The 20,179-nt window shown below is 70.7% G+C and carries 17 protein-coding genes; 12 read left to right on the top strand and 5 right to left on the bottom strand.

The window, feature by feature from the left end; genetic code table 11:
• Positions 1 to 168: 168 nt before the first annotated feature.
• Positions 169 to 1,716, bottom strand: coding sequence for a D-alanyl-D-alanine carboxypeptidase/D-alanyl-D-alanine-endopeptidase (gene dacB / locus KIT86_RS19255; protein ID WP_297401333.1), 1,548 nt, complete (start codon positions 1,714 to 1,716; stop codon positions 169 to 171).
• Positions 1,717 to 1,843: 127 nt separating this feature from the next.
• On the opposite strand from dacB, the gene tsaB reads away from it, so the two are divergent.
• The 3 genes from tsaB to KIT86_RS19240 all read left to right on the top strand — a co-directional run bounded on the left by tsaB (position 1,844) and on the right by KIT86_RS19240 (position 4,088).
• Entirely contained in the window at positions 1,844 to 2,611 is a 768-nt protein-coding gene (tsaB, locus tag KIT86_RS19250; RefSeq protein WP_297401331.1) for a tRNA (adenosine(37)-N6)-threonylcarbamoyltransferase complex dimerization subunit type 1 TsaB, read from the top strand.
• 110 nt (positions 2,612 to 2,721) lie between these two features.
• Entirely contained in the window at positions 2,722 to 3,246 is a 525-nt protein-coding gene (gene rimI, locus KIT86_RS19245; RefSeq protein ID WP_297401338.1) for a ribosomal protein S18-alanine N-acetyltransferase, read from the top strand.
• Complete coding sequence (locus KIT86_RS19240) at positions 3,243 to 4,088, top strand: uracil-DNA glycosylase (RefSeq protein ID WP_297401329.1); 846 nt, start codon at positions 3,243 to 3,245, stop codon at positions 4,086 to 4,088. The genes rimI and KIT86_RS19240 overlap by 4 nt, the downstream gene beginning before the upstream one ends.
• Before the next feature lie 21 nt (positions 4,089 to 4,109).
• Here KIT86_RS19240 and KIT86_RS19235 read toward each other — a convergent pair whose 3' ends face one another.
• On the bottom strand, positions 4,110 to 4,997 hold the full coding sequence (locus KIT86_RS19235) for an EamA family transporter (RefSeq protein WP_297401327.1): 888 nt from the start codon (positions 4,995 to 4,997) through the stop codon (positions 4,110 to 4,112).
• Between the two features lie 85 nt (positions 4,998 to 5,082).
• On the opposite strand from KIT86_RS19235, the gene pyrF reads away from it, so the two are divergent.
• From pyrF to KIT86_RS19210, 5 genes are all read left to right on the top strand, one after another.
• A complete protein-coding gene (gene pyrF, locus KIT86_RS19230; RefSeq protein ID WP_297401325.1) occupies positions 5,083 to 5,922 on the top strand; it encodes an orotidine-5'-phosphate decarboxylase in 840 nt (279 codons plus the stop codon).
• A gap of 155 nt (positions 5,923 to 6,077) precedes the next feature.
• A complete protein-coding gene (locus KIT86_RS19225) occupies positions 6,078 to 7,949 on the top strand; it encodes a DUF1800 domain-containing protein (protein ID WP_297401323.1) in 1,872 nt (623 codons plus the stop codon).
• A 9-nt stretch (positions 7,950 to 7,958) separates the two neighbouring features.
• Positions 7,959 to 9,419, top strand: coding sequence for a DUF1501 domain-containing protein (locus KIT86_RS19220; protein WP_297401321.1), 1,461 nt, complete (start codon positions 7,959 to 7,961; stop codon positions 9,417 to 9,419).
• 119 nt (positions 9,420 to 9,538) lie between these two features.
• Positions 9,539 to 10,258, top strand: a complete 720-nt coding sequence (locus KIT86_RS19215) for a glutathione S-transferase N-terminal domain-containing protein (protein ID WP_297401319.1) — start codon at positions 9,539 to 9,541, stop codon at positions 10,256 to 10,258.
• Positions 10,255 to 10,872, top strand: coding sequence for a glutathione S-transferase family protein (locus KIT86_RS19210; protein ID WP_297401317.1), 618 nt, complete (start codon positions 10,255 to 10,257; stop codon positions 10,870 to 10,872). The genes KIT86_RS19215 and KIT86_RS19210 overlap by 4 nt, the downstream gene beginning before the upstream one ends.
• 6 nt (positions 10,873 to 10,878) lie before the next feature.
• On the opposite strand, the gene KIT86_RS19205 is transcribed toward KIT86_RS19210, so the two are convergent.
• The gene (locus tag KIT86_RS19205; RefSeq protein WP_297401315.1) at positions 10,879 to 12,429 is read right to left on the bottom strand and encodes a CYTH and CHAD domain-containing protein; all 1,551 of its coding nucleotides are present in this window, start codon (positions 12,427 to 12,429) and stop codon (positions 10,879 to 10,881) included.
• Between the two features lie 145 nt (positions 12,430 to 12,574).
• Between KIT86_RS19205 and KIT86_RS19200 the strand changes: the two genes are divergently transcribed.
• Together KIT86_RS19200 and KIT86_RS19195 are read left to right on the top strand one after the other, a co-directional pair.
• Positions 12,575 to 13,141, top strand: coding sequence for a hypothetical protein (locus KIT86_RS19200; protein WP_297401313.1), 567 nt, complete (start codon positions 12,575 to 12,577; stop codon positions 13,139 to 13,141).
• Positions 13,113 to 13,982, top strand: a complete 870-nt coding sequence (locus KIT86_RS19195) for a MipA/OmpV family protein (protein WP_297401311.1) — start codon at positions 13,113 to 13,115, stop codon at positions 13,980 to 13,982. The genes KIT86_RS19200 and KIT86_RS19195 overlap by 29 nt, the downstream gene beginning before the upstream one ends.
• A gap of 4 nt (positions 13,983 to 13,986) precedes the next feature.
• On the opposite strand, the gene uvrA is transcribed toward KIT86_RS19195, so the two are convergent.
• Positions 13,987 to 17,016: an excinuclease ABC subunit UvrA gene (gene uvrA / locus KIT86_RS19190; protein ID WP_297401336.1), complete on the bottom strand. Its 3,030-nt coding sequence runs from the start codon at positions 17,014 to 17,016 to the stop codon at positions 13,987 to 13,989.
• A gap of 292 nt (positions 17,017 to 17,308) precedes the next feature.
• Between uvrA and KIT86_RS19185 the strand changes: the two genes are divergently transcribed.
• Positions 17,309 to 18,502: an MFS transporter gene (locus tag KIT86_RS19185; protein ID WP_297401335.1), complete on the top strand. Its 1,194-nt coding sequence runs from the start codon at positions 17,309 to 17,311 to the stop codon at positions 18,500 to 18,502.
• On the opposite strand, the gene KIT86_RS19180 is transcribed toward KIT86_RS19185, so the two are convergent.
• Positions 18,485 to 19,861, bottom strand: a complete 1,377-nt coding sequence (locus KIT86_RS19180) for a chloride channel protein (protein ID WP_297401310.1) — start codon at positions 19,859 to 19,861, stop codon at positions 18,485 to 18,487. The genes KIT86_RS19185 and KIT86_RS19180 overlap by 18 nt on opposite strands.
• Positions 19,862 to 19,982: 121 nt before the next feature.
• Between KIT86_RS19180 and ssb the strand changes: the two genes are divergently transcribed.
• Positions 19,983 to 20,179, top strand: a 197-nt coding sequence (gene ssb / locus KIT86_RS19175) for a single-stranded DNA-binding protein (RefSeq protein WP_297401309.1), incomplete at its 3' end; no start/stop codon positions are given.

The raw sequence follows: 20,179 nt of genomic DNA, 5'->3' as shown, positions 1-20,179 counted from the left end.
ATCTCGGGCCGGCCAAGCCGGACCCTGGATGCCCCTGGACGGGCTGCTTCACGCGCCGCTGCTCGCGCTTTGAGGGGGCGGCATCTCGGTCCGGCCAAGCCGGACCCTGGATGCCCCTGATGGCGGCCTTGTTGGATGCGGACCGCGCGCCAGCGGGGCCCTTCGGTGTCAGTCCGGCAGGGAGGCCGTCCACTCCAGCAGCGCATCGAGCGCGGGCCGCGCTGCCGGCGCGTTGGGGTGGTTGACGAAGCCGACCACCACGTAGCGCGCGCCATTGGCCGCGTTGACGTAGCCGGCGATGCCGGTGACGTCGCGCAGCGTGCCGGTCTTGACCCAGGCATTGCCGCGAGCGGCGCTCTGGCCACCCCGCGCCAGGCGCGCCGCGGTGCCGCTGACGCCCGCGATCGAGAGGGATTGCACGAATTCCACGCCCTGCGGGTGGCGCGCCGCGTGGCGCAACAGGCCCGCCAGCGCCTCGGGCGTGATGCGCTCGTCGCGCGAGAGGCCCGAGCCGTTGTCCAGCACCGGCCCGGGCACGCGCGGGCCGAAGGTGCGCTTCCACCAGTCGGTCACCACCTCGCGCGAGTGTTCAAAGCGCGCCGGACGCGAAGGCACGAGCCGGTCGGCGGCGGAGCCCCGGGCGACCACGGCGAGTGCGGGCGTGGCCGTCTGCGGCGGCGCCAGCTGGCCCAGCGTGAGGAACACCTGCTGGGCCATCACGTTGTTGCTCCACTGGTTCACGTCCACGATGACCTCGGACAAGGGCAGCGAGCGCGCCTCGTGCAGCAGTTGCACCTCGGCGGGCATGGTGCCGTCGCGCACCTGGCCGGTGATGGAGCCGCCACTGGCGCGCCACAGGCCTTCCATGGCGCGCGCGGCGTAGCTCGCGGGCTGCTGGTAGGCCACGGGCCACTTGAGTTCGCCACAAACCTGCGGGTAGCGGCCTTCAAAGCGGATGCGGTTGGGATCGTCGAAACGGGCCTGCACCGTGCTGCGCCAGTCGCCGCAGGCGGTGCCGCGCGAGAGCGGCACGGTGGCGTCGACCGCCAGGCCGGCCATGGGGGGCTCGCTGACCACATGGGCCACGCCGCTGACCGGGTCGGGCTGGAAGGTGAGGATGACCGACTTGAAATTGACCAGCAGGGCATCGGGCGTGGCGTTGTAGGGCCTGAGGGCTTCGCCGTCGAAGGCGCCAGGGTCGATCGCAGGCAGCTCGAACGCGCTGTGATCGAGCACCATGTCGCCCAGGATCACGCGCACGCCCTTGGCCTGCAAGGCCAGGTAGGCCTCCTGGATGCGCTCGAGCACGAACTTGGGATCGCCGCCACCGCGCACGTACAGGTTGCCGCGCAGCACGCCGTTGTCGATCACGCCATCGGTGTAGAAGCGGGTGTTCCAGGTGAAATCGCTGCCCAGCAGGTCGATGGCGGCATAGGTCGTCACCAGCTTCATCACCGAGGCCGGGTTGACCGGGGTGCCGGCGCGGTGGCGCAGCCGCTCATGGGCATCGGGGTCGACCGAGATCACCAGCGCCGACAGCGCGCTGGGCGGCACCTGCGCCCGGCTCATGGCCGCCAGCACCGCGGGCGGCAGGGGGTCGGCCCGCCCTCCCATCTGGGCGCAGGCGGGCAGCGCCAGGCTGGCCAGCAGGCACAGCACCAGCCCGCGCATCGGGCGCAAGGCAGTCGCTCGGCGAAGAAAATCGGCATTCAACATGGTGTTTCATTATGAAACGGCACCTGGGCCGAACCGGTCGCCGCCGTGCGAATGGCCATTGCGCGGGATGGCCGGTGGGGTGCGCGGCCTTCCCACCCCCGGTCACCCGGTGCCCGATAATCCCTGGATGCCTTCCGCCTTGCGCCTGCTCGCCCTCGAAACCAGCACCGACACCCTGTCGGTCGCCCTGGGCAGCGGCGCGCCCGACGGCCCGCTGTGGCAGCACAGCGGCCCGGGCGGCGCGATGGCCTCGACCACCCTGCTGCCGCTGGTGAAACAGCTGCTGGACGCCTCGGGCTGGTCCCTGGCCAGCCTGGACGCGGTGGTGTTCGGCCGCGGCCCGGGTTCCTTCACCGGCCTGCGCACGGCCTGTGCCGTGGCCCAGGGCCTGGCCTACGGGGCGCAGGACGCCTCCCGCCCACACGGTCTGCCGGTGCTGCCGGTCGATACCCTGCTGGCCCTGGCCGAAGAGGCGCGCTGGAACCACCAGCACGCGGGCCACGCCCCGCCTGAGCGCATTGCCGCCCTGCTCGATGCCCGCATGGGCGAGTTGTACGTGGCCACTTACGCCTGCTCGCCGGCAGGGCTCGCGCCGCTGGCGCCGCCCCGCCTGTGCGCGCCGGACGACCTGGGCGCGCACCTGCAGCCCGACAGCGCCACCCTGCTCGCGGGCAATGCGTTCGAGAGCCATGCCCAGGCCCTGGCCGAGCTGCCCGGCTCGCGCCTGCAGGCCTTGCCCACGGCCGCCGCGCTGCTGCGCCTGGCGCCCGGCCTGCTGGCCGCGGGGGCGGCGGTGGCCGCGCGCGATGCCTTGCCGCTGTACGTGCGCGACAAGGTGGCCCAGACCACCGACGAGCGCGAACGCCTGCGCGCGGCCGCCGCCGCCACGCCCTGAGGCCTGCGATGGACACCACCGTGAAGGCCCTGCTGCGGGCCATGGCCCCCGACGCCCCCCGCCCACCGCCCCTGCCCACCGCGTGGCCGCTGCCCGGCACCGCCAGCCCCATGGCCACGCGCGAACGCCGCGTCGCCTTTGAACCGATGACCGAGGGCGACCTGGAGGCCGTGCGGGCGGTGGAAGTCGCGGCCTACGCCCACCCCTGGTCGCGCAAGCATTTCCACGATTCGCTGCAGGCCGGCTACCCGGCGGTGCTGCTGCTGGGCGAGGCGCTGCCGGGCGAACCCGCCCAGACCGCGCGCGCCGACGGCCGCGTGCTGCTGGGTTACCTGGTGGCGATGCCGGGCGTGGACGAGGTGCACCTGCTCAACATCACCGTGGCCCCGGCCCACCAGCGCCAGGGTTGGGCGCGCTTCATGCTCGATGCGCTGGTGCTGTGGTCGCGCGGCCAGCAGGCCCAGTGGCTCTGGCTGGAGGTGCGCCAGAGCAACGAGGCCGCGCGCCGCCTGTACGAGCGCTACGGTTTTTCGCAGGTCGGCCTGCGCAAGGGCTACTACCCGGACGGCCACCTGCGCCGGGAAGACGCCATGGTCATGAGCCTGAACCTGATGGCGACCCAGGACACCCGATGAGCGGCAACGGGCCCGACACCTCCTTCGTCCCGCTGCTCGATGCGCGCCAGCGCGCCATGCTGGCCGAGATGGGCGTGCGTGTCTGGGCGCCCAGGCCCACGCCGCCAGCGGTGGCCGCCCCCGCGGAGCAAGCCCCCCGGGCCGTGGCGCCATCGGTGGCCCCCGCGCCCTCTCGGCCGATGCCCGCCCCCGCTGCAGCCCCAACCCCGACCAGCGCACCGCCCACCCCCGCCGAAGCCCCGAGCACCCGCCCCAGCCACGTGGACCGGATGGACTGGCCCGAACTGCGCGAGACCGTGGCCGCCTGCCAGGCCTGTGGCCTGTGCAAGGGCCGCAGGAACACGGTGTTCGGCGTCGGCGACGTGCAGACCGACTGGATGATCGTGGGCGAGGCCCCGGGTGAAAACGAGGATCTGCAAGGCGAACCTTTCGTGGGCGCGGCCGGCCAGCTGCTCGACAACATGCTGCGCGCGGTGGGCCGCAGCCGCCAGGGCGAAGGTGCGCAAGGCGCCTACATCGCCAACGTGCTCAAGTGCCGTCCACCGGCCAACCGCAACCCCCAGCCCGAGGAGGTGGCGCGCTGCGAGCCCTACCTGGCGCGCCAGGTGGCGCTGGTGCAGCCCAAGGTCATCGTGGCCATGGGGCGCTTCGCGGTGCAGTCGCTGCTCAAGACCACCGAGCCCATCGGCCGCCTGCGCGGCCGTGTGCACCGCTTCGAAGGCGTGCCGGTGATCGTGACCTACCACCCGGCCTACCTGCTGCGCACCCCCGGCGACAAGGGCAAGGCCTGGGCCGACCTCTGCCTGGCCATGGAGCAGCTCCATGGGCCGGTGGGGCCTTGACGCCGGTCCGGGGCTGAAAAGTCAGGCCGGGCTGCGCCTCGACGGCCACAGCACCGACGCGATCGCCACCATCACCAGCGCCACGGCAGCCCAGTCCTGCCAGTGCAGCACCTCACCCAGCCACCAGGCGCCGGTGAACACGCCCAGCACGGGGATGAACATCACCGAGAGCGTGGAGGCGATGGGCGGCAGGTCGCGCGCGAGCGATAGCCAGGCCACCTGCGCGAAGGCGAAAACGCCCAGCGCGTTGAAAACAATGGCCCACCAGATGCCCGGCGTAGGCCAGACCCAGGCCGAACGCTCGAAGGCCAGCGACAACACGGTCATCCACGCCGTGGTGAGCGCCGTGAGCCAGAACGAGATGGTCAGCGTGGGCGTGGGGATCGTGGTGCGGCGCATCATCTGCGTGCCCACCGCCCAGGTGGCGGCAGCCACCAGCATCATCACGACGCCCAGCGGCTTGCCCGACAGATGGGTGAGCTCGTGCCACAGCAGCAGCAACACACCCAGCGCCGCCGCGGCCACGCCCCCCCAGGCCCGGCCCGCCAGCCGCTGGCCGAACCACCAGCTGCCCACCAGGGCCGAGAACACCGGCATGGTGTAACCCAGGATCGCGGCGCGCCCGCTCGACAGCGTCTGGATCGCCAGGATCGCCAGCGTGTGCCAGAACAGCATGTTGAACACGGTGAGCACCGCCAGCTCCCGCCAGTGCTCGCGCGGGATGCGCAAGGGCACGCGCCGCCACCACAGAAACAGGCCGAGCACGGGCAGCCCGATCCACATGCAGATGGTGCGGAAGGTCAGGGGCGGAAAACCGGTCACGCCAAACTTCATGATGGGCCAGTTGATGCCCCAGACGAAGGTGAGCAGGACGAGCAGGACGATCTGTTGTCGGGACAAGGCGTGCATGCGCGCGATCTTAGGCGCGTGGCTGCGCGGTGTCCGTCGTGGGACGGCCAAGACCCCGCGGCAAGCGGCCAACTAAAATCGGCGCATGACCTTTCTCGACATGCTGCGCACCGCCGAGCGCCAGAACCGTTCCCTGCTGTGCGTGGGCCTGGACCCGGATCCCGCCCGTTTCCCTGCGCACCTGAAGGGCGACGCCTCCCGCATCTACGATTTCTGCGCCGCCATCGTCGAGGCCACGGCCGACACCGCCATCGCCTTCAAGCCGCAGATCGCCTACTTCGCCGCACACCGCGCCGAAGAGCAGCTGGAGCGGCTGATGGCGCACATGCGCCGCGTGGCGCCGCAGGTGCCGGTGATCCTGGATGCCAAGCGCGGCGACATCGGCAGCACCGCCGAGCAATACGCGATCGAAGCCTTCGAGCGCTACGGCGCCGACGCGGTCACGCTCTCGCCCTTCATGGGCTTCGACTCGGTCCAGCCCTACCTGCAGTACCACGGCAAGGGTGCGTTCCTGCTCTGTCGCACGTCCAACCCTGGTGGCGACGACCTGCAGAACCAGCGCTTTGCGTCCATCGATGGCGAACCGCGCCTGTACGAGCACGTGGCGCGCCTCGCCCAGGGCCCCTGGAACCTCAATGGCCAGCTCGGCCTCGTGGTGGGCGCCACCTACCCTGCCGAAATCGAACGCGTGCGCGAGATCGCCCCCACGCTGCCACTGCTGATTCCCGGCGTGGGCGCGCAGGGCGGCGATGCCAGGGCCACCGTGAAGGCGGGCCTGCGCGCGCAGGGTGACGAGACCACCGGCCCCATCATCGTGAACTCCTCGCGCGCCATTCTGTATGCGTCGTCCGGCGCGGACTTCGCGGACGCGGCGCGCCGCGTGGCGCTCAAAACGCGAGACGAACTGCGCGCCGCGCGCACCTGAAATTCGACGGATGGCGGCCGGAAAAACCCCGGCGGTAGTGCCGTTGGGCGGGTGCCGCGCACGCGCCACACCCACTTGTAACGACTTGAAATTCGGCCGTTTCCGCTGAAGACGCCTCCCTACACTCGCGCTCGTCGAACCGAGGAGGGATCGTCATGATGGAGATCGAGCAAGCGCTTGAACCAGCGGCCGATGCGAGCGCGGCCATGCGGCACCACGAACCAGGCTCTTCGCCGGAGAACCCCACGCCGGCGTCTCTGCACGCCCTCGCGCCATCGGCGGCCGCCGCGCTGCTCGCGGCCTGTGGCGGCGGCTCAGGGGGAGGCGGCGGCAGCGGCGGCAGCGCTGCCGAGACGGCACCGCCGGTGGGCGTGATCGACTTCCCCACCGCCGGCTACAGCCATATCCAACCGGCGAACGACGCCGAAGCGGCGCGCTTTCTCCAGCAAGCGCAGTTTTCCTCCACGCCGGCGGAGATGACCGAGCTGCGTGGCATGGGCTGCGCGCAGTGGCTGGCCAACCAGTTCGTGCGCTACCAGGGCGTCACCGGCTGGAACTGGCTCGAGGCCCGCGGCTACGGCGTGGTGGACAGCAACCGTTATTTCTTCAACCACTACCCGGCCGACTTCATGATCTGGAGCCAGCTGCTCAGCGGGCCGGACATGATGCGCAAGCGCGTCGCGCTGGCGCTCTCGGAGTTCTTCGTCTCCTCGCTGGCCTCGGCCGAGTTCACCTGGCGCGCGCACGCCTACGCCAGCTGGTGGGACACCCTGGTGCGCAACGCCTTCGGCAATTACCGACAGCTGCTGGAGGACGTGACGCTGCACCCGGCGATGGGCTACTTTCTCAACACCAAAGGCAACCAGAAAGAGAACGCCAGCACCGGCCGCGTGCCCGACGAAAACTATGCGCGCGAGGTGATGCAACTCTTCACCATCGGCGTGGTCGAGCTCAACCTCGACGGCACGCCCAAGACCAGTGGCGGCGTGCCGCTGGAGAGCTACACCCAGGCCGACGTGACCGGCCTGGCGCGCGTGTTCACCGGCTACGACTTCGACACCTCCGACGGCGTGCGCCATGCGGTGGACAACTACACCATCGAGTCCAAGGCGTTCGCGGGCAAGCGCATGTCGTTCAACGCCAACCGCCACTCCAACCTCGAAGCCCGCTTTCTGGGCACCACGGTGCCGGCCAACACGCCGGGGCCGACCGCCCTGCGCATGGCACTGGACACGCTGTTCAACCACCCGAACACCGGCCCGTTCTTCGCGCGCCAGATGATCCAGCGCCTGGTGACGAGCAACCCGAGCCCGGCCTACGTGGCGCGCGTCGCCGCGCGCTTCAACGACAACGGCGCGGGCGTGCGCGGCGACCTCAAGGCGGTCTGGGTGGCGATCCTGCTGGACGACGAGGCGCGCGGACCGGCCTCGCTGCAAAGCACCACCTTCGGCAAACTGCGCGAACCCATGCTGCGCTTCATCCAGTGGGCGCGCACCTTCGGCGTCACCTCGGCCGCAGGCAGCTGGAAGATCTTCGAACTCAACAACGCGGCCACCCAGCTCGGCCAGAGCCCGCTGCGCTCGCCTTCGGTGTTCAACTTCTTCCGCCCGGGCTATGTGCCGCCAGGCACCGCGCTCTCGGCCACGGGTGCCACGGCGCCCGAGTTCCAGCTGGTCAACGAGTCCACCGTGGGCGGCTACCTGAACTTCATGCAGGGCGTGATCGAACGCGGCATCAACTGCCCCGAACCCGGTGTGCCCCAGGCCGCCTGGACCAACTACGCCTACGACGTGCAGGCCAACTACAGCCGCGAGCTCGCGCTGGTGGCCGACGCCACGGCGCTGGTGAACCACGTCTGCCTGGTGCTGGCGGCCAACCAGATCTCCAGCGCTTCGCGCGCCACCATGGTCTCGGCGCTCAACGCCACGCCGGTGACCACCGCCAGTTCCGACACGCTCAAGCGCCGGCGCATCTGGGCCACCATCCTGATGGTCATGGCCTGTCCCGAGTACCTGATCCAGAAATAGGGGCCTGCCATGCACTTCATCCAGCCCGATCTGCACACCCGGCGCGCCTTCCTGCGCCGCGCCGGCCAGCTGGCCTTCACGGGCGCGGCCCTGCCCACCGCGCTCAACCTGGCGGCCATGGCCGACGCCGCGGCCTTCAACGCCACCGACTACAAGGCGCTGGTCTGTGTGTTCCTCAACGGCGGCAACGACTACGCCAACACCGTCGTCAACTACGACACCGCCAGCTACGACCAGTACAGCGCGATCCGCGGCGGTGGTGCGAACCGCACGGCCGGCGGCATCGCCCTGGCGCAGGCCGCGCTCACCTCCACCCTGCTCGACCCCACCGTGGCCCTGCCCGGCGGCCGGCAGTACGCGCTGCACCCGGCCATGACCGGGCTGGCCGGCCTGTTCAACAGCGGCGTGGCGGCGGTGCAGCTCAACGTCGGTCCGCTGGTGGCACCGGTGACGCGCCAGCAGTACCACAGCAGCAACCGCGTGGCTTACCCGCTGCCGCCCAAGCTGTTTTCGCACAACGACCAGCAGTCGGTCTGGCAGTCGTCGCAGCCCGAAGGCGCCACCACTGGCTGGGGCGGCCACATCGGCGACCTCGCGCTCTCGTCCAACACCAACCGCGTGCTCACCTGCGTCTCGGTCACCGGCAACACGGTGTTCCTCTCGGGCGACCAGGCGCTGTCGTACCAGGTCAGCACCGGCGGCGCGGTGAAGATCAGTGCGGTCAACAACAACGTGTACAACTCCGCCGCCGTGCGCGCCGCCATCACCTCGCTGGCGCTGCAGACCCGCACCCACGTGCTGGAGAACGAATACAACCTCGTCACCGCGCGCGCCGTGGGCGCCGAGAGCGCGCTGACCTCCGCGCTGGCGGCCTTCCCGGCCACCGACGCGCCGTTCAGCGCCTTCCCCACCGGGAACAACCTGGCCGATCAGCTCAAGATGGTGGCGCGCCTGATCGCCGCGCGCACCCAGCTGGGCAACCAGCGCCAGGTGTTCTTTGTCTCCATGGGCGGCTTCGACCTGCACGACAACCTCATCGCAGGCCAGGCCACGCTGATGGACCGCCTGAGCACGGCACTCACCGCGTTCTACAACGCCACGGCCGCGCTCAACGTGGCGGACAAGGTGACCACCTTCACCGCCTCCGACTTCGGCCGCACGCTCAGCTCCAACGGCGACGGCTCCGACCATGGCTGGGGCAGCCACCACTTCCTGGTGGGCGGTGCGGTGCGCGGCAAGGCCTTCTACGGCAAGGCGCCGCCGGTGAGCGTGGGCAACTCCACCACCGACGCCAACGACCAGTGGCACGTGGGCCAGGGCCGGCTGCTGCCCAGCACCTCGGTGGACCAGTACGCCGGCACCCTGGCCACCTGGTTCGGCGTGCAGGGCGCCGAGATGGCCGGCATCCTGCCCAACCTGGGCAACTTCAACAGCGCCGACTACCCCACCAACCTCGGCTTCATGGCGTAGCAGCTGCCCCTCGCGGCGCACCTGCGGCCCGGCCAAGCCGGTTGCCCGGTGTTCCCGACCTGACACCTCTGCCTCACGGTCTGCCCCTAAGATGGCCCACTTCTTCAGCGGGCCTCTGCATGATCGACCTCTATACCGCCGCCACGCCCAACGGGCACAAGGTGTCCATCGCGCTCGAAGAGCTGGGCCTGCCGTACGCGCTGAAGGTGCTCAACCTGAGCGAAGGCGAGCAAAGGCGCCCCGAGTACCTGAAGATCAACCCCAATGGCCGGATCCCCGCCATCGTGGACCACGAGGCGGGCGGTTTCGCGGTGTTCGAGTCCGGGGCCTGCCTGATCTACCTGGCCGAAAAGACCGGCCGGCTCCTGCCGCCGGACGTGCAGGGCCGCTCTCGGGTGATGCAGTGGCTGATGTTCCAGATGGGCGGCATCGGCCCCATGATGGGCCAGGCCAACGTGTTCTTCCGCTATTTCCCCGAGAAGATTCCGGCCGCGATCGACCGCTATCAGGGTGAGTGCAAGCGCCTGTTCCGGGTGCTCGACGGCCACCTCGCGCAGCACGAGTACCTCGCGGGCGACTACTCCATCGCCGACATCGCCAACTGGGCATGGGTGCGCACGCACCGCTGGTCGGGGGTGGACATCGGCGACCTGCCCCACCTCAAGCGCTGGCGCGACGCGATCCGCTCGCGCCCGGCTGTGCAGCGCGGCATCGAGCAGCCGGCCGCGACCGTGGACCTGGAACGCGACGGCGAGCAGGGCGCGAAGCGCTTTGCCGAAGACGCACGGCGCCTGATGGAAACCGGCCAGAGCCTCAAGGCGGGCGGGGGTGCGGCATGAAGCTGTACGTGTCGCCGCGCGCCCCCAACCCACGCCGGGTGCTGATGTTTCTGGTCGAGAAGAACATCAACGGGCTGGAACTGGTCAACATCGACCTCAACGCGCAGGAGCACAAGACCTCCGGCTACCGCGCCAAGAGCCCGCTGGCGCGCGTGCCCGCGCTGGAATTCGACGACGGGCGCGTGCTCACCGAGACGCGCGCGATCTGCACCTGGATGGAAGGCCGCTACCCCACGCCCAACCTGATGGGGCAGAACGCGGAGGAGCGCGCCTTCATCGAAATGGCCGACCGGCGCGTGGAGTGGTACTTCATGCTGCCCATGGCCAATGCCATCCGCCACACGCACCCGGGCCTGGCACCGCTGGAGCAGCCGCAGTTTCCCGATTTCGGCCACTCGCAGGTGGCCAAGGCGCGCGAGACCGCGGCCTGGCTCGACGCCGAATTGCAGAAGCAGCCCTGGGTCGCGGGCAACCGTTTCACCATCGCCGACATCACCGCCTTCTGCACCGTGGAGTTCGCGCGGCTGATGCGCTTCAAACCCGCCGACGAAGGCTTCCATGCGCTGCAGGCCTGGCGCGACCGCGTGGCCACGCGGCCCAGCGCGCTGGCCTGAACCCGCTCAATCCCAGGGGGTGGGTGTGCGCGCCAGCGCGCGCTCCATGGCCGGCAAGGCCTGCAGGCCCGACGCCAGTTCGACCTGCAGCGCCGCCTGCCAGCGCTCGACCCAGGGCGCGGCCAGGCCGGCGGGTGCGGTGGCCAGCAAGGCCTGGGCCGTGCTCAGGTCGTTGAGCTGACCCAGCAGGGCCTGCGCATCGGCCAGCGCCTTGGCGCTGCGCTCCAGCCGCCTGGGCGGCAACACGCTGGCCAGGAATTCCTGCGCATAGCGCAGCTTCTTCAAGACGATGCGCAGCTCGTGCCGACCCTCCGGCCCCAGCCGGCGCGCCCGGCGCGCCTCGGCCTGCAGTGCCGCATGGCGCTGGCGCAGGGTCTCGCGTGCCCATTCGGGCAGGGCCGGGGCAGGTTCGGCGCGGCCCTGCAAGGCCAGCACGGCGCGCGTGAAGGCCAGCATGCGCAGCGCGTGTGCACGCCCGCCCAGGGCGTCGGCCGCGCGCCGGTGGGCCGCCTGGCGCTGCGCACGGACCCAGTCAAGCAGGGCCTGTTCGGCAGGCGCCCGGGGAACGCCTGGCACGGCCTCGGGCAGCCAGGCGGGCAGGCGCTCGGTGGCGAAGACGTCCCAGTTGCGCGCATCCCCGAGCTGGCCCGCGAGCGTTTTCCACTCGGCCGCCCAATGCGCGACGAAGCGGCGCGGCAAATGGGCGCGGAACAGGCGCAGGCCGGTGCGCAGGCGCCTGAGGGCCACGCGCGCCTGGTGCACGAACTCGGGGTCGGGGACGCCGCCCTCCGGCCCGGGCAGCAGCACGCCGGCTTCGTTGGCCTGCAGGTGGGCCAGGCAGTTCAGCGCGGCGGCCTGGAACGCCTGCACCGGGGCCATCTGCGCGCCCAGCGCCAGCGGCTCGGCCTTGCGGGGCTGAAGGCGCTCGCCGGTGAAAAGGGCATAGCCGCGCTCGGCCTTGCTGCGCTGGGCGGGCAGCAGGCGCAGCCCCTGCGCCGCCTGTCCGCTCGGGCCCAGCGCCAGCGTGTGCGCCAGGTCCAGCAAGGCATCGACCGGGCCGCTGAGCAACTCCAGCTCCAGCTCCAGGATGGCCTGCCGGCGATGGCCCTGGGCATTGCCGGTGGTGATGGCACCCTGGTCCAGCGCCACCTCCACCACCGCGCCACCGTGAGACAGGGTCCAGCTGCGGCGCGTGAAATCGGTGCGAAACACCGGCACCAGCTGCCAGGCCACGCACTGCAGTTGCTGCGCCAGCGCCTCGTCGTCCACCAGGGCGGCGAAATCGAAACGGCCCGGGCGGCACGCCGCTTCCCACTCGCCTCGGCGCGACAGGCCACCGACCGAGGTGCCCGCCGTCTTTACCGTGAGCAGGGTGCGCCGGCTCACACGGCGCTCGCGCACGGCCATGCGCTGCGCGCGCAAGGTGAGGGTGGAGGTGTCGAAGTAGGTGTTGAACAGGCGCTCGCGGCGCGGCGCCTGCCCCAGCAGCGGATGCGCGAGCAGGCGCGGCAGGTCATCGGGGTGCAATTCGAGCTTGAGTTCGGTTTCCTGGGGCATGGGTCATTGAGGCACGGGAAGAGCGGCGAGTCTGCCAGCCCTGCGCGGATTCATCTACCGTGCGGGCTTACGCCTTGTAACAGCGACCCGGGCGCGCGCCGCCAGAATCGCGGCTGGCCCCGCCCCCCCCACAAGACCCCACGACATGACCCACTCACCGCGCACACGCTTCTCCATCGCCTTCCTGAGCCTGATGCTGCTGGGCAGCCTGCCGGCCCTGGCCGAAAAACCCGAATGGGCCGGCCAACCCGGCGGCAAACACAACAAGCCTGAAAAGCACGAGAAGCACGAGAAGCGCGCACCCTCCCACCGGGATGACCGCAGGGATGAACGGTGGGACGACCGCCGCGACGGTCCTCGCGCCCCCTCGTCCAGCGTGTCGGTGAACATCCAGATCGGCGGCTACTTCGGTGAGCCCCAGCGCCGCATCGCCCACGAGTACTACGAGCCCCGCTTCAAGGCCGGCAAATGCCCGCCGGGCCTGGCCAAGAAGCACAACGGCTGCATGCCCCCCGGCCAGGCGAAGAAGTGGCGCATGGGCTATCCATTGCCGCGCGATGTCGTGTACTACCCGGTGCCCAACAGCGTGTCGGTGCAGATCGGCCTGCCCCCCGCGGGCTACCGGTACGTGCGCGTGGCGGCCGACATCCTGATGATCGCGGTGGGCACGGGCATGGTAGTGGATGCGATCGAAGACCTCGGCCGGTTCTGAGTTCGCGATGCGCCGCCACCCGCGCCTGGCAAGCGCCGTCGCGCTGTTCGCGATGGCCGGCGGCGCGGGCGCGGCACAACCGCCCGCCGACACCGTGGCCCTGGAGGCCAGCCGCGACTACCTCGTCGGCGCCGCCGTGGTGTCGTCCGCTCCGCAACTCGGCAGCGATGTCGAGCAGCGCCTGCGGTTGCGCCCCATCTGGGCCTTCCAGCTCGGGCGTTTTCGCTTTGCCACTTCCGGCGCCAGCGCCCTGCTCAGCCAGGGCCGCCAGAGCGTGGACACCGGGGTGAGCACGGTGCTGGCCGGCAACGACCGCTGGTCGCTGAGCACTTCGCTGTCGATCGACGAGGGCCGTTCATGGGACGACGATGCCGCCTTCCGGGGCCTGCCCGACGTGCGCGCCACGCTGCGCGGCCGGGTCGGCGCCAACGCGGCGCTGAGCCCGCGCTGGTCGTACTCGGTGCGGGCCTCTCAGGACCTGCTCGGCCGCGGGGGTGGCCTGCGGCTGGACCACGGCCTGAACTACCGCCACCCCGTTTCTTCGCAGACCCACTGGGACCTGTCGCTGGGCGCGGGTTGGGCCAACGGCACCTACGGGCAGACGCACTACGGCGTGGCGCCGGCACCCGCAGCCGCCACCGGCGTGCCGGCCTTCGCGATCGGCTCGGGCTGGGACACGGTCTCGCTGGGCTGGCGCATCACCTCGGCGCTGAGCCGCCATTGGGTGGCCTACGGCGGGGTGGGCGTGTCGCAGCTGCAAGGCGCGGCCGCGCGCAGCCCGCTGGTGGGGCGGCAGACCGCGTACGGCGCCACGCTGGGCCTGGCCTACCGCAACAACTAGGTCGTCACACCGCCAGCAGGCGGCGCAGGTAGCGCCCGGTGTGGCTGCCGGGGTGTGCGGCGACCGTCTCGGGCGTGCCCTGCACCACCACCGTGCCACCGCCCGAGCCGCCTTCAGGGCCCATGTCGATGACCCAGTCCGCGGTCTTGATGACGTCAAGGTTGTGCTCGATCACCACAATGGTGTTGCCCGCGTCGCGCAGCTGGTGCAGCACCTTGAGCAGCAGCTCGATGTCGGCGAAGTGCAGGCCGGTGGTGGGCTCGTCCAGGATGTACAGCGTGCGGCCCGTGTCGCGCTTGGAGAGCTCCAGCGCGAGCTTGACGCGCTGCGCCTCGCCCCCCGAGAGCGTGGTCGCGCTCTGGCCGAGCTGGATGTAGGACAGGCCCACGTCGAGCAGGGTCTGCAGCTTGCGGTGCAGCGTGGGCACGGCACTGAAGAACGCGTGCGACTGCTCCACTGTCATGTCCAGGATCTGCGCGATGTTGCGGCCCTTGTATTGCACGTCCAGCGTCTCGCGGTTGTAGCGCTGGCCGCCACAGACCTCGCAGGGCACGTACACGTCGGGCAGGAAGTGCATTTCCACCTTCACCACGCCATCGCCCTGGCAGGCCTCGCAGCGGCCGCCGGCCACGTTGAAGCTGAAGCGGCCCGGGCCGTAGCCGCGCTCACGCGCGGTGGGCATCTCGGCCATGAGCTCGCGGATGCCGGTGAACAGGCCGGTGTAGGTGGCCGGGTTGCTGCGCGGCGTGCGGCCGATGGGCGACTGGTCGACGTTAATGACCTTGTCGAAATGCTCGATGCCTTCGATGGCGTCGTGCGCGGCCGGCTCGTCGTGCGAGCGGTAGAGCGTGCGCGCCACGGCGGCGTACAGCGTGTCGTTGACGAGGGTGGACTTGCCCGAGCCGGAGACGCCGGTGACGCAGGTGAGCAGGCCGACCGGGAACGCCACGCTCGCGCCCCTGAGGTTGTGGCCGCGCGCGTTGACGACGCGGATTTCCTGCAGCTCGCCCAGGGTGGCCTGGTGCGCGGCCTCGCGCGCGGCGCGGCGCTCCGCCGCCGGGCTGGGCGCAAAGCGCGGTTTGGCCGTCGCGGCCTTCGCCGGCTCGGCGGCTTTCACGACCGGCAGCCAGGGCGTGCGGCGCGTGGGCACGTCGATCTGGCGCGTGCCGCTGAGGTACTGGCCGGTGAGCGAACCGGGCGTGGCCATGACCTGCTCGCAGGTGCCCTGCGCCATCACACGCCCGCCGTGCACGCCGGCACCCGGGCCCATGTCGATCACGTGGTCGGCGGTGCGGATCATGTCTTCGTCGTGCTCGACCACCAGCACCGTATTGCCCAGGTCGCGCAGGTGCTGCAGCGTGGCGATGAGGCGGTCGTTGTCGCGCTGGTGCAGGCCGATGCTGGGCTCGTCGAGCACGTACATCACGCCGGTCAGGCCGCTGCCGATCTGGCTGGCCAGGCGGATGCGCTGCGCTTCGCCGCCCGAGAGCGTGTCGGCGCTGCGGTCCAGGCTGAGGTAGTTCAGGCCCACGTCGTTCAGGAACTTCAGGCGCTGGCGGATCTCGTTGATCACGCGCGCGGCGATGTCGCCCTTGGCACCGTGCAGTTCCAGCTTCTGGAAGTAGGCCAGCGCCTCACCGAGCGTGACGTGGCTGATCTTGTAGATGGGCTGCTTCTGTTCGCCTTCGCCCACGAAGACATGGCGCGCCTCGCGGCGCAGGCGAGAACCGCCGCACTCCGGGCAGGCCTGCACGGCGCGGTAGCGCGCCAGTTCCTCGCGCACGGCGGCGCTGTCGGTCTCGCGGTAGCGGCGCTCGAAGTTGCGCACGATGCCTTCGAAGGGGTGCTTCTTGCTGACCTTCTTGCCCGCGCGCTCGCCGGATTCGAGTGCATAGCTGAACTTCACCTCTTCCTCGCCCGAGCCGTAGAGCAGCACCTGCTGGACCGCTTCAGGCAGGCTTTCCCAGGGCGCCTCGGCGTCGAAACGGTAGTGCGCCGCGAGGCTCTCGATCATGGCGAAGTAATAACCGTTGCGCCGGTCCCACCCCTTGATCGCGCCACTGGCCAGGCTCAACGAGGGAAACGCGACCACGCGCGCCGGATCGAAAAATTCGGTGTGGCCCAGGCCGTCGCAGGTCGGGCAGGCCCCCATGGGCGAGTTGAACGAGAACAGGCGCGGTTCGAGCTCACCCACGGTGTAGTGGCACATCGGGCAGGCAAAACGTGCCGAGAAGCCGTGTTCGCGCGGGGCCGCACCCGGGGTTTCAGGGGCATCCATCTCCATCGCGATGGCCCGGCCGTCGGCCAGGCGCAGCGCCGCCTCGAAGCTCTCGGCCAGGCGCTGGCGCAGCGGGTTCACGCCCTCGTCCTGCGCGTCCTCACGCACCTTGATGCGATCGATCACCACGTCGATGTTGTGCTTCTCGGTCTTCTTCAGGGCCGGCAGCGCCTCGGCCTCCAGCACCCTGCCGTCGACTCGGAAACGCACATAGCCCTGGGCCTGCATGTCGGCGAAGAGCTCGGTGAACTCGCCCTTCTTCTCGCGCGCCACCGGGGCCAGGATCATCAGGCGCGTGCCCTCGGGCAGGGCCAGCACCGTGTCCACCATCTGCGCCACGCTCTGCGAGGCCAGGGGCAGGTGATGGTCGGGGCAATGCGGCGTGCCCGCGCGCGCGAACAGCAGGCGCAGGTAGTCGTGGATCTCGGTCACCGTGCCCACGGTGGAGCGGGGGTTGTGGCTGGTGGCTTTCTGTTCGATGGCGATGGCGGGCGACAGGCCTTCGATCAGGTCCACGTCGGGCTTGTCCATCAGCTGCAGGAACTGCCGCGCGTAGGCCGACAAGCTCTCCACATAGCGGCGCTGACCCTCGGCGTAGAGCGTGTCGAACGCCAGGCTGGACTTGCCCGAGCCCGACAAGCCCGTGATCACCACCAGGGCGTGCTTGGGGATGTCCAGGTCGATGTTCTTGAGGTTGTGCGTGCGCGCACCGCGCACCGAAAGGAACGCGCTGGAATGCCGCAGGGCGGCCCCCAGGTAACGGGGGGATGGCTCGCCCGCGGACGGCAGCGCCCCGGGGGTGTCGGCGCCGGTCGATCCAGGCAAGTTCAGGTCCGGGGGAAGGTTCTGGTTCAAGGCGCGATGCGGTGTTCAGGGCAACCCGACATGATAAGCCGCCACGCGGTTTTGCGCCCCTCCGCCCGGCGGCCCCCGGCCTTTCGCCGACAATACGCCGTCCCCTTGCCCCGCCCTGCCGGCCTCCGCTGCTTTGTCCACCCTGAGCCCCTCCCCCGCCAACGCGGCCACCACGCCGCCCGACGCCGCCCGCATGACCCCCGCCGAGCGCCGCGCCAGCGCCTCCCTGGCGCTGGTGTTTGCACTTCGCATGCTGGGCCTGTTCATCGTGCTGCCGGTGTTCGCGCTGGAAGCCGCGCGGCTGCCCGGTGGCGAGGACGCCGCCCGCGTGGGCCTTGCCATGGGCCTGTACGGGCTGACGCAGGCCTTCCTGCAGATCCCCCTGGGCCTGGCATCCGACCGCTTCGGCCGCAAGCCGGTCATCGTGGCCGGCCTGCTGCTGTTTGCGCTGGGCAGTGGCCTGGCGGCCTGGGCGCCCGACCTCACCTGGCTCGCCATCGGCCGGGCGGTGCAGGGCGCTGGCGCCATCTCCGCCGCCGTCACGGCCTTCCTGGCCGACGTCACGCGCGACAGCGTGCGCACCAAGGCCATGGCCATGGTCGGGGCCAGCATCGCGCTGATGTTCGCGCTCTCCCTGGTGCTGGCGCCCGCGCTGGCCGCCTGGGTCGGCCTCTCGGGCATCTTCGCCCTGACGGGCGGGCTGGCGCTGCTGGCCATCGCCGTGGTGATCTGGGTGGCGCCGCCCGAACCGCGCGAGCACCGGCCCTCGGACATGCAGCAGTTGCGCGCCGGCCTGGCCGAGGTGCTGCGGCACCGCGGGCTGCTGCGCCTGAACCTGGGCGTGTTCGTGCTGCACGCGGTGCAGTTGGCGATGTGGATGGCCGTGCCGGCCCTGCTGGTGGCCGCCGGCCTGCCCAAGGCGGACCACGCGCAGATCTACCTGCCCGCCGTGGTGGCCTCCCTGCTGGTCATGGGTGGGGTGCTTTTTCCCATGGAGCGCCGGGGCCGGCTGCGCGCGGCCTTCCTGATCGCCATCACCCTGATCGGCGCGGTGCAGTTCGCGTTGTGGGCCCTGGCCGGCGCCTCCCCCGGTCTCTGGACGCTGGGCTTGCTGCTGTTCGTCTTCTTCGTCGGCTTCAACACGCTGGAAGCCAGCCAGCCCAGCCTGGTGTCCAAGCTGGCGCCCGCGCACGCCCGAGGCGCCGCGCTCGGCGTCTACAACACCCTGCAGTCGGTCGGCTTCTTCGTCGGCGGCGCGGTGGGCGGCTGGCTGGCGCGCGCACACGGCGCGCAAGGGCTGTTCGCGGTCTGCGCGGTGGCCATGCTGGTGTGGCTGGTGGTGGCCTGGCCGATGCAGGCGCCAGCGCCCTCAGCGGATCGGCGCTGAACCGTCGCCGGGTGGCGGCGGCGGGGCCGCGGCGCCATCGCGCATCGACCGCATCATGAGCTGCGACATGGTGCTGTAGAGCGGGCGGCTGATCATGCGCGAGATCAGGCTGGCCAGCAGCGCGCAAGCCATCAGGCTTAGCACCATGCTGTGGCCATCGGTCATCTCCATCACGATGATCATGGCGGTGATGGGGGTCTGGGTCACGGCCGCCAGGAAACCGCACATGCCCAGTGCGATCAGGGCAGCGCCGTGCGGAGAATCCAGCAGCCAGGCCACGTCCGCCCCCAGCCCGGCGCCGATCGACAGGCTGGGCCCGAACAGGCCGCCGGGCACGCCGGCCCACGACGACAACCAAGACGCCACAAACTTCAGGCCCGTGAACACCAGCGGCTGGTGCGACGCGCCCGGGGTGCCCACCTGCTCCAGCAACACCTTGGTGTGTTCGTGCCCGCCGCCCACGGCCGCGCCGTCGCTGATCACGGCGATCACCGCCACCGCAAAGCCGCAGATCGCGGCAAAAGCGACGGGGCGCTTGCGGCGGTAGGCACAGAAGCGGTCCGGCAGGCCGATGAACGAGGCCAGCATCAGCCGCGACATCAAGCCGCCCAGCAGCCCGCAACCCACCGCCACCAGCGCGCCGGGCAGGAAGAGGCTCCATGACAGGGCCTCGGCCCGCACCCGCCCGAAGTACGACAGGTTGCCGAACGCAGATACCGCGACCAGGCCGGCGATCACGATGGCCGCCAGCATCAGGCCGCTGTTGCGATCCTGCAGGCGCCGTGACAGCTCTTCGATCGCAAACACGATGCCGCCCAGCGGCGTGTTGAAGGCCGCAGCGATGCCGGCCGCGCCGCCGGCCACCAGCAGTTCGCGGTGGGTGATGCCCGAGTTGGGCGACAACCAGCGGCGAGCGTGGAGCATGACCCCGGCGGCCACCTGCACCGACGGCCCCTGGCGGCCAATCGACAGGCCGGCCAGCACGCCGCCCGACACCGCAGCCATCTTCACCAGGCTCAGCCGCAGCGAGACAAAGCGCGAGCGCTCCCGCAGGGGCGTGGCGGGATCCAACGCGGTCAGCACCTGCGGCACACCCGAACCGGCCGCGCCCGGGGCCCAGCGGCGGATGGCCCAGACCACGAGCGCGGTGAGGGCGGGCGTCCACACCAGCGGCGCCCACCACCAGCCCTGGCGCAAGCCGCTGTACCAGTCGAAGGCCGTTTCGGCCATCAGGGTGAACGCCACGACCGCCAGACCCGCCAGCACGGCGTAGACGATCACCACCGCCCGATCCAGCCACTGGCGCCCGCCGCCCATTTCGTCGCGCAGGTTCTGCAGGAAGTCCGGTTCGCCTTTCATGGAGGGCCAGTGTATCCAGCGACGCGCAGCGGACCGGGCCGGCGGCCCGGCACTTGCGGCACAATGTCAGGCCGCGTCCCGGTCGCGCCCGGGCACGCCCTCTCTTCAGGACATCACCACCATGGCATCCGTCAACAAAGTCATCCTCGTCGGCAACTGCGGCCGCGATCCCGAAATCCGCTACCTGCCGTCCGGCCAGGCCGTGGCCAATGTCAGCGTGGCGACCTCCAGCCGCCGCAAGGACAAGAACAGTGGCGAGATGATCGAAGACACCCAGTGGCACCGCGTCACCTTCTACGACCGCCTGGCCGAAATCGC

The organism is Hydrogenophaga sp., assembly GCF_026125825.1.
In the GTDB taxonomy this organism is placed as follows: domain Bacteria; phylum Pseudomonadota; class Gammaproteobacteria; order Burkholderiales; family Burkholderiaceae_C; genus Hydrogenophaga.
This window is presented reverse-complemented; position numbering and strand designations above follow the sequence as displayed.